The organism is Janthinobacterium paucivorans, assembly GCF_051380805.1.
GTDB classification, from domain to species: Bacteria; Pseudomonadota; Gammaproteobacteria; order Burkholderiales; family Burkholderiaceae_D; genus Janthinobacterium; species Janthinobacterium lividum_D.
In genome coordinates this window covers 41167-54637 of record NZ_JBNYXR010000016.1, presented here as the reverse complement: position 1 = coordinate 54637, position 13471 = coordinate 41167, and the positions used below count along the sequence as shown (strand labels likewise).

Annotated in this window: 11 protein-coding genes; all 11 read right to left on the bottom strand. The window is 59.8% G+C overall.

Annotation, left to right across the window (positions count from 1 at the left end):
* Positions 1-58: 58 nt before the first annotated feature.
* Positions 59-1159: a class I SAM-dependent methyltransferase gene (locus tag ACQ4V8_RS17925; protein ID WP_196855460.1), complete on the bottom strand. Its 1101-nt coding sequence runs from the start codon at positions 1157-1159 to the stop codon at positions 59-61.
* Between the two features lie 49 nt (positions 1160-1208).
* Complete coding sequence (locus ACQ4V8_RS17920; RefSeq protein WP_196855459.1) at positions 1209-2207, bottom strand: fatty acid desaturase; 999 nt, start codon at positions 2205-2207, stop codon at positions 1209-1211.
* A gap of 1 nt (position 2208) precedes the next feature.
* Positions 2209-2952 carry a class I SAM-dependent methyltransferase gene (locus tag ACQ4V8_RS17915; protein WP_436571949.1) on the bottom strand — a complete coding sequence of 248 codons (744 nt, stop codon included), beginning with the start codon at positions 2950-2952 and terminating at the stop codon, positions 2209-2211.
* Positions 2953-2969: 17 nt separating this feature from the next.
* Entirely contained in the window at positions 2970-4091 is a 1122-nt protein-coding gene (locus ACQ4V8_RS17910; protein WP_010397489.1) for an FkbM family methyltransferase, read from the bottom strand.
* A gap of 39 nt (positions 4092-4130) precedes the next feature.
* Entirely contained in the window at positions 4131-4373 is a 243-nt protein-coding gene (locus ACQ4V8_RS17905) for an acyl carrier protein (protein ID WP_010397490.1), read from the bottom strand.
* 21 nt (positions 4374-4394) lie between these two features.
* Positions 4395-5546 (bottom strand): Gfo/Idh/MocA family protein, encoded by a 1152-nt coding sequence (locus tag ACQ4V8_RS17900; RefSeq protein WP_070347190.1) that lies wholly within the window; start codon positions 5544-5546, stop codon positions 4395-4397.
* Positions 5547-5549: 3 nt separating this feature from the next.
* Positions 5550-7103: a class I adenylate-forming enzyme family protein gene (locus ACQ4V8_RS17895; protein ID WP_436571948.1), complete on the bottom strand. Its 1554-nt coding sequence runs from the start codon at positions 7101-7103 to the stop codon at positions 5550-5552.
* The gene (locus ACQ4V8_RS17890) at positions 7100-7780 is read right to left on the bottom strand and encodes an acetyltransferase (protein ID WP_010397497.1); all 681 of its coding nucleotides are present in this window, start codon (positions 7778-7780) and stop codon (positions 7100-7102) included. The genes ACQ4V8_RS17895 and ACQ4V8_RS17890 overlap by 4 nt, the downstream gene beginning before the upstream one ends.
* On the bottom strand, positions 7777-8919 hold the full coding sequence (locus tag ACQ4V8_RS17885; protein ID WP_436571947.1) for a DegT/DnrJ/EryC1/StrS family aminotransferase: 1143 nt from the start codon (positions 8917-8919) through the stop codon (positions 7777-7779). Before ACQ4V8_RS17885 ends, ACQ4V8_RS17890 begins: the two co-directional genes overlap by 4 nt.
* Positions 8916-11594, bottom strand: a complete 2679-nt coding sequence (locus ACQ4V8_RS17880; RefSeq protein WP_436571946.1) for a tetratricopeptide repeat protein — start codon at positions 11592-11594, stop codon at positions 8916-8918. Before ACQ4V8_RS17880 ends, ACQ4V8_RS17885 begins: the two co-directional genes overlap by 4 nt.
* A 154-nt stretch (positions 11595-11748) precedes the next feature.
* Positions 11749-13425, bottom strand: coding sequence for an electron transfer flavoprotein-ubiquinone oxidoreductase (locus ACQ4V8_RS17875; RefSeq protein ID WP_029496354.1), 1677 nt, complete (start codon positions 13423-13425; stop codon positions 11749-11751).
* Positions 13426-13471: the final 46 nt, after the last annotated feature.

The following is a 13471-nucleotide window of genomic DNA, read 5'->3' as shown; positions in this document are numbered from 1 at the left end:
GAGGCAGGCAGGCAGCTGCCTTCGTACAGCCTGGCATGCCGAATGCCTTTCAAGCGACTCAGCGCAGTTGCAGGAACAAGGCGGTGCCCATCACAAATGCCGAGCTGATCCGTGTTTGCTGTTGCGCCAGGAATTCATCGCCGGCCCGCTGCGGCCCGTCGCCATACGGCCAGACATAATCGTCAATGATGATCCAGCCACCGGCGAGCACATGCTTCGCCCAGGCGGTGATATCGGCCTGGGCGGCCTCGTAGGCATGGTTGCCGTCAATGTGTAGTAGCGCAATACTGCCCGCATAGTTGGTGGTGCCGAAGGACGGGCTATGCACGGCTGCCGTCTGGCGGTACTGCTGTTCCGCCGCGACCGAGGGCAGGCGCAGATAGTTGATATCGTTGTCGCTGTAAGGCAGCAGGTTCATCTCGAACACGCGCAGCGCTTCGTCGTAATCGTAATGGTGGATGCAGTTGTCGACTAGGCCGCCAGTGTCGTTTTGCACCACGTACTCACTTTGCCAGGGGTCGATGCACAAGGTGTGGCCGATGCCATACAGACGCGCCAGGCGCGCCAGCACAAACGCTGACTTGCCCCATGCGCTGCCAATCTCGACCACGTCGCCGCGCACGCTGTGGCGGGCAATTTCGTAGAGGGCGCTGATTTTCTCGTCATCGCACATGCCTGGAATTACATTGGCATGGCGGAAAAGGGTGGCCAGCTGCAGTTCCGGCAAAGCCGGCTTGGTGTCGACCGCCGAGGCGATCGGCAGCGGCGTCGCCAGCGTCTTGCGCGCATGCGCCATGGCCGAACGATAGCCGCTCATTTCATCATGTACCGGTGAAGCGTTGATCAGGGGAATGGCCGGTCGCAACTTCTTGAGCACGTCATTCAGATAGCTCCAGACGACGGGATTGGGGGTGTAAATGCCGGCGATGCCGCGCTGCGCGATCAGCAGTTGCAAGGCCTCCAGGAAGCCTGGATCGTTGACATACGGCAGGAAGGCCCACTCGGGATAGGCCGGTTTGCTGACATCGTAGGCGAGCGACGAGGCGCCGATCACGGCTTGTCCATCGCGCTTGCAGCGCTCCAGGTAATCGAGCGAGCGAGGCATACCTGCAGGAAAAATCAAGATCGGGTTGTTGAGGGCCGTGGACGAGGCATGCATGGAAATTCCTTGTTGGTAATTCAGGAGCTACTGATAGGGCGTGGTCAAGCTAGGTGCGCGGTGGCATGGCCGAGGCGCGCTCCTGTTGCCGTTTGATGGCGGCGATGTCGCGCAGCAGGGCGCGCATGCCACGCGATGCCGGTGGCAGGTCGTGCTCTATTTGACTGCGCAGCGCTTTCAGCTGGTAGAACGGTACCGCCGGGTACATATGATGTTCGATGTGGTAATTCATCTGCCAATACAAAAAAGCCAGGAAAGGATGTAGCAGGACCGTGCGGCTGTTCAGGCGGAAATCGTCGACATCGGGCTGCATGCCGAAATGCTGGGCCAGCGCCAGGGTCTTGTTGAGCCAGTCCGCGATAAAGGTGGCGAATGTGACGAGCAATAGCAGCGGCCAGTGGCCTGTGGCAACAAAGGCCGCTGCCATGACAAGATGGCCCAACAAGATAATGCGGGCAAAGCGGATGACGGGGCGGCGTGATGCCTGTTCCGGGAACAACTGGGCACCCCACTGGCCACGAATGATGCCCAGGCTGTTTTCCACCACGATCTTTAGGGCCCGGTAGCAGGCCGGCAAATCGAACGACAGCGCCCAGAACCATTCCCTGTAGCGCAGCGTCTGCGGCAAGCGGACTTCACCATCCTGGCCGCTGAGCACGGTTTTCTGGTGATGGCGGATATGGCTGGCTCGGAAATACACATAGTTATTCCAGGTCAGGAACGCGAACAAGGCCAGGAAGACATCGTTGTATAGACGCGTCTTGAAGACCGTGCGGTGTACCAGTTCATGTCCGGCCCCAGCCCAGCCCAGGAAGGAGAAAAAGCTGCCATGGAAGAGCAGTGCTGCCAGGGCCCAGCCATAATGGCCATTCAGGAAGGCCCAGTACGCCAGCGTTCCGGTGCCGCAGAGCAGTAAGAGATGGCTGGCGATATGCACTGCGCCCTGCATGTCGCTGCGCCGCGTCAAGGCCGAGAGGTCTGTGCCTGTCAGCTTGCTGCGGTACCAATTGAGCCGTATTGGTGGCTGTGCACCCATTTTTTCCGTCATGTTACTGTGCGAGCAGGCGCTTGAAGTTGCCATTCAGTATAAAGGCCAACATGGTATTTTCGACATGAATCACGGCATGGTCGCCACTGAAATCATCGACAAAGCGGGTCACGTCGCCATGGATCTTTGATCGGTAGTCATGCCACAGGATAACAGAGTCGGGCTTGGCCATGGCCAGTGCGTTGGCGGTATCGATCGCCACCGTCTCGTAATCATGGCCGCCATCGATGAAGATGAAATCGAATTGAGCGCTCAATTGCTGCGCTTGCGGATCGAGCTTGCGGCTGTCCAGGTGCAGGCGGGTAATTGCGCACTGGACGTCGGCTGGCGCGCGGTCGATGTAGAACGCGCCTTTTTCCGCAAACTGGCGACGCAGGTAATTGTCGTTTTCCGTGTCATTTTGCAGGATCAGGGCGGCCTTGTCGGCGCTTGCGGCGCTCAGGTCGATCTCGGCGGGCGGCAGGTCCAGCGTGGTGACATGGGCGCCGGGCGGCGCGTTGCTCGCCAGTAAAACCGAGGTAGCGCCCATGTAGGTGCCAAATTCAAAAAAAGTCTGCGCCCCGGTCAGCTTCGCAAGGCTGATCAGGATCGAGCTTTCCAATAGCGTCATGCCGCCGATGGCGCTGCTGGGGATGCTGACGCTGAACATGATGTTTGCGTCGGGAAAGCTCGTTTCAACCTTTTGGAAAAGAACTTTGGGGCGTATCGCGCTCACTTGGGGGGCGCTTGTCGTAGTCGTAGTCATGCTGGGTCCTGTCATTGTTAAGCTACTAATTCCGCAGGGGATAGAGCGGTGTTGCGGCGTGGCACGAAGTACATGATCGTTTCCGACCAGCCCTGCGTGTAATGGCGCAAATACAGGTCGTAGTCCTGGCGGATGCTGGCGATATAGTCTGGAATGCGATGGAAATCGGCGGCGCTATGGTAGACGGAAATGGCCAGCTTGGGATGCTCGTCGCGGATATGGCGTTGCGAGCCGGCCAGGGCCTGCATTTCCCAGCCTTCCAGATCCATCTTGATGAAGCTGACGGCCTGCTTGACGGCCAAGTCGAGGGTGGTCACCTCGATACTGCTCGAACCGGCCGCACTGACTGCGCTCGCTGAGCCTGCATCTGGATTGAACCATAAAGTACCGGGCTGGTCGGAAATGCCTTGTTCGATATAGTTGATGCCGTGCCGCTGCGCCAGGCGCGTTTTTGCGTCCTGCATGTTCTTCGCTGACGGTTCGAACAGGAACACGGCCCGGTAGTCGGGATAGCGTTCGCAGAACAACTCGGTCGTATCGCCGTCGAATCCGCCGGCGTCGACAAACACTTCGTCCGACAAGCACAGGAAGTGCTCGAAATACTGTTCCGAGAATCGCACCTCGTAGCTGGCCATATGGCGCGGATCGGCACTGAGCCGGTATTGCACCACATGGTCGAATACCGCTCTTGATTCCTCATCGGCAAATTGGGCGCGCAAGTGATCCCAGCGGGGGCCGTTGGCGGCGACATCGGCACGCATTTGTGCGACGAAGGCGGGGGCCGGCACCAGGTCGGGGCGCGCTGCCAGCAGGTCGGCATAGCTGAGCCTAGCCTTCACCGGCTGCAGCGCCAGCTTGCGGGCGGCCGCAACCGGCGCGATCGACATGGCGCAATTGACCACCATGGCATCGGACGGAAGTTGCTGCATGGCGATGACCGGCTTGCCATGCCATTGCGTGCCACTGGCGCCGTCGTCGACGATGCCATCAATCGCGATGTCCAGCGTCGACAGCAGCGCCTGCGCATGTTCGTTGCGTCCCAGCAGGAAGCGCGGCGCGCTCACCGAGGCCGATAGAAACGCCTGCACCTGTTCGTCCGCGACAGCGTGCCGCGTGATCGATATTGCTGTAACTGACATGGTTAGTCTCCGTACGTGGGATGCTCGATGTGCATCTCTTCAGGCAGTTTTGTTGTTGATCAGGGCAAGCAAGCCCCGCACCGAGCGGAATTGTTTTGACTCAATATCGTCGTCGTCCAGGGTGATATCGAAGCGCGCTTCCAGTTCCAGGATAAACTTGATGATGGCCATCGAGTCGATGATGCCAGCGGCAAGGAAGTCGTCGTCGTCGGTGAAATCCGAAGGCAACGGCGATTTTCTCGCTAGCAGGGTGAGGATGAATGCACGGATGTCGTCTTGCATGGTATTGCTTTCTTGGTGGGTTCAGGCCTCGATGGTTTCCCAGCGGCGGCTTTGCGAGGATGCAACCATGGCTTCCAGGAAATGCATGCCTTCCAGGGCCAGTTCCGCACTGTACACGGCGCCGCCCTGCCATGGCAGGCCTTGTTGAAATTGCCTTACGCCAACGGCTATATCGCCGTACAAATTGGCGAAGGCTTCGATGAAACCCGCCGGGTGGCCGGCCTTGAAGCGGTTGTAGCGAAGGGCGTTGCTCACTTCGACCTGGCCTGCTCGGTCGATGATCTCGCGTCGTCCGTCGACATGCGACAGAGTCAGTTCCTCAGGCTGTGCCTGATACCACTCGGCAGCGGCCAAATCGCCATAGATGCGGATGCGCAAGCCGTTGCGATGGCCCAGTGCCGACTTGCTGAACCAGAATTGGCCTTGAATGTTGCCGCTGTATTGGCACAGGCAGCCCGCATTGTCGACCACGCCGGCAAACCAGCCATAGTGATTCTGGTCCGATACCAGCTCCAGCGGCTTTTCGCCTGTCAGGTAGGCTACCATCTGATGCAGGTGGACGCCGAGATCGAGATGCAAGGTCGGAATGGCGCCATCGGCCAGTCGCCACGCCTGCGGTGTCGGCTTGTTGCCCCTGGCGTCGACGCGGACAAAGCCTTCCTGCGGCATTTCGGCCTGGAAGTGCAGAATCTTGCCCAGTTTTCCATCGCGGATCTTGCGCTCAAGCTCGCGCAACATCGGATAGCCCGCGTAGTTATACGTCACTGCCAGGAAGGCCTGGTGTTCGTCGCGTACCGCGATGATCTGGCGCGCCTGCTCACTGCTGACGGCAAGCGATTTTTCGCAGATAACGGCGATGCCGGCACGCATGCAGGCCAGTACGCTGTCGACATGCGACGGTGTCGGGGTCAGGATCACGACGGCATCGATGTTGCCCTGTTCGCTGGCCAGCAACGCTTGCCACGTGTCGTAGATGCGTTCTGGATGGACGCCGTACACCTGCCCGCTTTCCTGGTTGGACTCGACATGACGGCTGAAGCAGCCAGCCACAAGCATCCACAGCCCATCCATGGCGCTCGACACAAAATGTGAATAGCCAACGGCGGAACTGCGCGAACCGCCGATAAACGCCAGCCGCAGCGGTGCCGGGGGCGCTGTAAGTGTATTTTCCATGTTTTATTCCCGCTCCGGGGAGCTTGCGTAGGTCTGGACAAGTTGAAATTTCATTAGCTTGCCCATGCTGTTTTTCGGTAGCTGCTCAACAACAAAAAAGCGCCGCGGCTGCTGGAAATCGGCCAGCGCATTGGCGCAGTGAAAGCGCAGCTGGCGCAGGTCGAAGCTGGCGGGATCCCTGACGACCAAGGCCACGGCCACCACTTCGCCCAGCCTGGCGTCGGGAAAGGCAAAGGCGGCGCTTTCCGTGACGGAACCGTGCGAGCCGATCGCTGCCTCGATGTCCGCAGGATAAACATTGATGCCGCCGGTAATGATGACGTCTTTTTTTCGTCCCAGAAAATACAGATAGCCGTCTTCGTCCAGCTTGCCGATATCGCCGGTACGGAAATATTCGCCACACATCGCCGCGCGGGTCAATTCTGGCAGTTGAAAATAGCCGCCAAACAACATGTTGGTCTTGCAGACGATTTCACCGGCTTGGCCGGACGGCAATTGCTCATCGTTTTCGCCCAGGATGCGCAGTTCGACCCCGGGCGCAGCGCGCCCTACCGATTGCAGTTTGGTGCGCGCCGCATTGCCATCGAGATTGGTGGCAATGGCGATTTCCGAGGCGCCATAGCATTCATGGAAATCGCAGGAAAAGCGCGCCAGCAGATCGGCTTTTACAGCGTTTTCCAGCAGGGCCGACGATGACACCAGGCAGCGCAAGCTGCTAACGTCGTGTTCGTCCTGTGCCATGTGGGCGGCAATCTGCTTGAGTTGCGACGACACTGCAATCGTGAAACTGACCCGTTGCGCCTGCACGCAGCGCAACCAGGCCTGGGCCGAGAAATGTGCCATCAGCACCGCGCTGCCGCCGGTCAGCAGTGGCAGCAGTACCAGGCGCTCGGCCAGGGAGTGATACAGCGGCGTCGCGGCCAGGGTGCGATCCTGCGCCGTCATGCCATACAGTTGGACCGCCGCGCGTAGACGATTGAGTTTAGTGCGCTGGCTTAGTACGATGGGCTTGGGGCTACCCGTCGAGCCGGAGGTCATGGTCAGGATCAGGGCGTCATCTGCCTGGCCCGCATGCAATGGCCGTGCATCGGCCGGCGCCGCCTGCAGCAGTTGCTCCAGTGTGGTGGCGCCGGCGCCGGCGGCATCGATGCTAAGCCAACAGCCATGTACAGCGGCGCTGCCCGGCTCTGCGCGCAGCGCCGCCAGTTGTTGCGACGTTGACACCAGGTGCCTGGCCTGCGCTGCCTGCAAGGAGTGCAGGGCGACCGCCGGCGGCAAGGCTGGACTGAGCGGTACCAGCCCGGCGCCAAGGTCGGCGGCCACCAGTATCAGGGCAACAAATTCCACATTGTTGGGCAAGATAACGCCGATCTGGTCGCCGCGCCGCACGCCGTTGGCTGCCAGCGCATTTGACCAACGCGCCACCAGTTGCGCAAGCTGTGCGTAGCTGATCTCCCGGCCTTCGCAGGCAATCGCGATTTTTTCCGGCGTGGCGGCGGCGCGGTCGAAGAAAATGCCGCTGATGGTCTCCGGCGCTGCCTGTGGAGGCTGTCTCATTGCTGCCCTGCCATGCCGGAAAATTTGAGGAAAGAGCTGCTTTTTAGTCGGAACAACTGGCCCGCTTCGGACAGATAGACCTGGTCGTCCAGGGTGTCTCGGTTGATCAACGTATTGGCTGCAATGAAATTGCGCGCACCCAAGCGCAAGCCGTGCGCGGTCGAGGAGTTGACGCCGAAAAAGCAGGCGTCACCGATACGGCAATCGCCGGCGATCGCGATGCCGGCGTTGATCCAGTTGTAGGCGCCGATCACGCAATCGTGGCCGAGATTAACGTTGCTCGAAATAAAAGTGCCACGTCCAATGCGGCAGCCGGGATGGATAGCCACATGGTCCAGGACGATGCAGCCGTCCTCGATCAGCACGTCGTCGTGACGCAGCACGGAAGAGTGCACAAAACTGGCCAGGCGGTAGCCTTTTTCCTCGGCTTCGCGGTGTTTGCGCGCCCGCAAGGCATTCATTTCCAGGAATCCAACAGCGATCAGCATGTCGTGCTCATCGGGCGCCAGCTGTAGGGCAACCTGGCTAAATGGCAACAATGGCAAGCCCAGGAAGCTGGTCGTGGCGTCGTCGATACAGGCATCGTCAACTGTGAAGGCGACGATGTCCATGCTGTGGCGTGCGTAGGAATATAACAGTCTGGCAATGGCGCCATTGCCGTAAATAATGGTTTTCATGATGGCTTGGTAATGGAACTGGCCTGGCGAATGACGTCGACCACGCGATCTTGCTGCTCCGCCTGCAGCTCGGGATAGATCGGCAGGCAGATGACCTGGTTGGTCATTTCACCGGCCAGTGGCAAATTCGTGCGGGCCGCCGATGGCATGTTGCGGTACATCGGGAAATCGCTAATCAAGGGATAAAAGTAACGGCGTGCAATGATGCCGGCTTGGCGCAAGGTGTCGAACAGGGCATCGCGCGACAGGGCGTAGCCTGGCTGCACCAGAATCGGAAAGTACGAGTGGTTAGCGCTCGTTTCGGGCGCATCGGGCGGGCAATAAATGCCAGCGATGCCGGCCAATTGTTCGCGATAGCGGCGTGCAACCTTGCTGCGTTCGTGTAGCGCAGCGTCGATGTTTTTCAACTGCAGCAGCCCGAACGCGGCGCTCACTTCGTTCATCTTGCCGTTGATGCCGGCCGCGACCACCGTCACTTCATCGATAAAGCCGAAGTTCTTCAAATGGTCGATATGGCGCTTCATCTTGGCATCGCTGCAGACGATGGCGCCGCCTTCGAAGGTATTGAATACTTTGGTCGCGTGAAAGCTCAATACCGACAGGTCGCCATGCGTGAGCAGGCTGTTGCCTTGGTAGTTGACGCCGAATGCATGGGCCGCGTCATAGATGACTTTCAATCCATAATTGGATGCAATGTCATCGATTGCAGCGACGTCGCATGGCCTGCCATAGCAGTGCACAGGCATGATGGCGGTGGTCTGTGGCGTGATTGCCGCTTCGATTTTCCTCGGGTCGATATTGAAGCTGCCTGGCGCAATATCGACAAATACGGGTTTGATGCCATTCCATAGCAGGGAGTGCGCAGTGGCGACGAAGGAATATGGCGAGGTGATCACTTCTCCCGTGATGCGCAGGGACTGCAAGGCGGTCATCAGCGCCAGCGTACCGTTGGAAAACAGCGAAATATATTTCACCCCCAGATAATCGGCCAGGGCCTGCTCCAGTTGGCGATGGAAAGGCCCGCCGTTGGTCAGAATCTTGTTTTCCCAAATCTGCTCCAGATAAGGAATAAATTCCTCCAGGGGCGGCAGCGTGGGCTGTGTAATGTAGATAGGCGTATTTTTATCTGCTGGGGTCATGGTTGCCCTTCCTTTTGCGGTTCCGCTGCAATACCGCTACTTGTCGCTTCAAAACTTGCCGGCTTCTCTCCCGCACACCAGCGTTGCCACATATGGCGCAGGGCCACTTCCAGCCCCTGGGTAATCTCGTCTGGTCGCCCGCTGGCCGCGTTGCGCATCCGTTCTCGCATTTCCAGGCGTAAGCCGGCAAGCCGGCCGGGATCGCTGGCGTACGACAGTCCTTTGGCGAGGAAATCTTCTTCTCCGCGGGCGATGAAATCTTGCAACCGCGCATGCGACAGGATGGCGGCACTGACGTAACCTGGCAAGGTGGGACCGACCATGGTCAGCGTGGGCACGCCCATCCATAAGGCGTGAAAGCCGGTGGTGCCGCTGGTGTACGGGTAGGTGTCGAGGCAGAGGTCGACCTGGCTGTGCAATGCCAAGTAATCGTGGATATTGGTGTAGCGATGAAACATCAGGCGGCCCGCATCGATGCCCTCGCTGGCAAACCACGAACGCAGCCGGTCGCTGGCCTGCTTGTCGGGGATCGCCGCGAGCAGCATTTTGGCCTCTGGCACCATGCGCAACAAGGCGGACCAGCGGCCGATGACGTCGCGGCTCAATTTGCCCGCCCGGTTGAAACTGCCGAAAGTGATGTAGCCATTTTCGATCGACGGCGCCGGGCTGATTGCAGGAGCCTCGGGAGATGGCAAAAAAGGCGCGGTAGCAGGCAAGCGCACCAGCTTCTCGGTGAACTGGTCGTCAAGTTCGCCGGGAGGGGAAAAATAGCGATCCGTCAGAAAGTAATCGATCGCCTGCAAGCCCGTCGTCCCTGGGTAACCGATCCAGGTAACTTGCAGCGGCGCCGGCTTGCGCGCGAAAGTGGGCAGGCGGTTGAAGCCGGTATGGCCCGACAAGTCGATCAGGATGTCGATCGCGTCGCTGGCGATCAGCTGCGCCAGTTCCGCATGGCTCAGTTTTTCAACCTGGCGCCAGAGCGCGAACAGGCCGTGCAGGTGCCGGCTGATATGGTCATCATGAAAGCTGTTGGCGTAGGCGACGATTTCCACTTGCCGCGATTGGCTCAAGTATTCCAGGATGGGCGTGATGAAATGGGCTACCGCATGGTTATACAAGTCGGCCGATACAAAGCCGATGCGCAGGCAGCGCTCTGGATCACGCACATTGCCATGCTGCGGCCAGGAGGCGCGCAGCGGCGCCTCAAACTGCGCGCCATAGCGAAGGTGCTCGGCAAACAGGGCGGAAGCGTCGATTTTTTCGCTGTGTGTCAGGTAGAACAGCAAGTTGCTGTGTAATTCATCCCAGTCCGGATTGATCTTCAGTGCCTTGCGGCAATGCTCGATGGCTTGGTCGATGCGGCCCAGGCGGGTCAATGCGGCACTGATATTGACATACGCCCGGCGGTGATGCGGATCGAGTTTGACCACGGTTTCAAAACTGTTGACGGCGTCGCTCAGGCGGCCCATCTCCATCAGGCAAGTACCGAGGTTGACATGCGCGGCGGTCGATTTCGGCCCCAGCTTCACGGCGCGCCGGCAGCTTTCCAGCGCGGCTTCCCGCTGTCCCATGGCGTTCAGGACGGCGGCGATATTGCTGTGGGTGACAGGATTGTCCGGTGCCAGCAGGGCCACTTGCCGGAACGATGCCAGCGCCGCCTCCAGTTGGCCGTCTTCTTGCAGGGCGATGCCGAGGTTGTTGAGGGCGTCGATATTACCTGGTTCTAACAGTAGCGCTGCCTGGTAAATGGCGATGGCCGGCTCCTTGCGCCGGGTTTCACGCAGCAGGTCGGCGTAATGCAGCATGGGTGCGGCGAGCGACGCGTCGAGCGCGATCGATTGCCGGTACGCGCTCTCGGCCTCGGCCGTTGCGCCTAGCGCATGCAAGCTGCGCCCCAGGCCATGGTAGTGTGCCGCGTTTGCCGTCGGCAGCGCCGTGGCGCTGCGATAGCTGGCCGCCGCCTGCGCATTGCGATCGAGGCGGAATAGCACATTGCCCATGCCGCCATGCGCCATGGCGTTTTGAGGATCGCGTTCCAGCGCCGCCGCATAGCTTTCCAGTGCCGCATCGGGCCGGTTCAGGGCGACGTGCACGTCGCCCAGTTTGCGATGCATATCGGCTGCGCCCGGTTCTAGCGCCAGCGCCTGGCGATAGCTCGACTGCGCCGACTGAAATTGCTGCTGCGCCACCAAGACGTCGCCCTTGCCACGATGCGCCATGGCGAGCGCGGGATCGATATCGAGCGCGCCGCCATAGCATTGCCCGGCTTCCTTCAGGTGCCCTTGCGCTTGCAGCACGTCGCCCAGGCCGCTGAGCGCTTCGGCATAGGTTGGCGCCAGTTCCAGGGCGCGCACGAAATACGGCATGGCCAGGTCGGGATGCCCGCCATCCATATGGGCATTGCCCAGGTGCAGATGGGCTTCGGCGTCGTCGGGTGCCAGTTCCACCGTCTTTTGCAGGGCCGATAAGGCGTCCTTGCCCTGCAGCCGCAAGGCCATGCCCAGCACGCGCCAGGCCAGGGCCGACGTGGGGTAGGCGTCCGCCATGGCGCGTGTCGCCTCCTCCATCTGGAGCTGCTCGCCGCTTTCATACAAGCGAACGATGTGGTCGATTTCCTGTTGACTCGGCTGCTGAGCGTCGTTCGGCGGCAATGTTGCGGGATCGGTAGCGTGCATGAGGGAAAGGAAGAGTGTATGCCACTGTCGATTGTAACGGTTGGAAGTGCTTTATAGAAACTTCTTCTTCAGAAAGTTCAATTTGAAAAAAATGGCGTGGACGTCTTGCGACGTCCACGCCATTGTACATCGCGGCTTGCCAGCAATGAGTGGCTTACATATTCGGATAATTCGGGCCGCCGCCGCCTTCTGGCGTCACCCACACGATATTTTGCGTCGGGTCCTTGATGTCGCAGGTCTTGCAGTGCACGCAGTTCTGCGCATTGATCTGCAGGCGTTCGGCGCCGGCGTCGTTTTTCACGTATTCGTACACGCCGGCGGGACAGTAACGCGCTTCCGGACCGTCATACATGGCCAGGTTGACGTCGACCGGCACGCTGGCGTTTTTCAACGTCAGGTGGATTGGCTGGTCTTCCGCGTGATTCGTGTTCGAGATGAAGACCGAGGACAGTCTGTCGAACGTCAGCTTGCCATCAGGTTTTGGATACACGATCTTTTTCGACTGCGCCGCCGGTTTCAGGCATTCATGGTCGCCATGCGTATGGTGCAGCGTCCATGGCGCCTTGCCGCGGAAGACGATCTGGTCGATCCCCGTCATCAGGCTGCCCAGGTACAGGCCCTTCGACAGCCAAGGCTTGACGTTGCGCGCCACGTGCAGCTCTTCATGTAGCCAGGATTGTTCAAAAGCAACGGGGTAGCTGGACAGTTCGTCGTGCTGGCGCTGTTCGCCCAGCGCGCCGTAGGCTGCCTCGGCTGCCAGCATGCCGCTCTTGATCGCTGCGTGGCTGCCCTTGATGCGGCTCATGTTCAAAAAGCCCGCATCGCAGCCGATCAGCGCACCGCCGGCAAACACCAGCTTGGGCAGCGATTGCAGGCCGCCGGCGGTGATCGCGCGCGCGCCGTAGGAAATGCGTTTGCCGCCTTCGAAAAACTTGCGGATTTCCGGATGCGTTTTATAGCGCTGGAATTCCTCGTACGGCGACAAATACGGGTTTTCGTAGGCCAGGCCCACCACATAGCCGACCATGACCTGGTTGTTTTCCATGTGGTACAGGAAGGAGCCGCCATAGGTCTTCGAATCGAGGGGCCAACCCGTCGAGTGGATCACCAGGCCCGGCTTGTGCTGCGCCGGGTCGATTTCCCACAATTCCTTGATGCCGATGCCGTACGATTGGGGGTCTTTGCCGGCGTTCAAGTCATACTTGGCCATCAGTTGCTTGCCCAGGTGGCCGCGCGCGCCTTCGGCGAACAAGGTGTACTTGGCGTGCAATTCCATGCCCAGTTGGAAGTCGGGACCTGGCTCGCCGTCGCGCTTGACACCCATGTTGCCGGTTGCCACGCCTTTGACTGAGCCGTCGTCGTTGTACAGAATTTCCGCGGCAGAGAAGCCGGGGAAGATTTCCACGCCCAGGCTTTCCGCCTGCTGACCCATCCAGCGCACCACATTGCCGAGCGAGACGATGTAATTGCCGTGGTTTTCAAAGCAGGCCGGCACGGCGAAGTTTGGTGTCTTGTAGGCCTTGGTTTCCGTCAGCAGCAAGATGCGGTCTTCTGTCACTGGCGTGTTCAGGGGCGCGCCCAGTTCTTTCCAGTTCGGTATCAGTTCCGTCAAAGCTTTCGGGTCCATGATGGCGCCCGACAGGATGTGCGCACCGAGTTCGCCGCCTTTTTCCAGCACGCAGACCGACACTTCCTGGCTCTTCTCTAAGGCCAGCTGCTTCAGGCGGATTGCCGCCGCCAAGCCTGCGGGGCCACCGCCGACGATCACCACGTCATACTCCATGGTGTCGCGCGGTCCGTACTGTTCAACTAAGTTATTAGGCTGTGTCATGGTCTCGATTGTTGGTCACTAAATGGGTGGGTGAGGAATCTTCGTA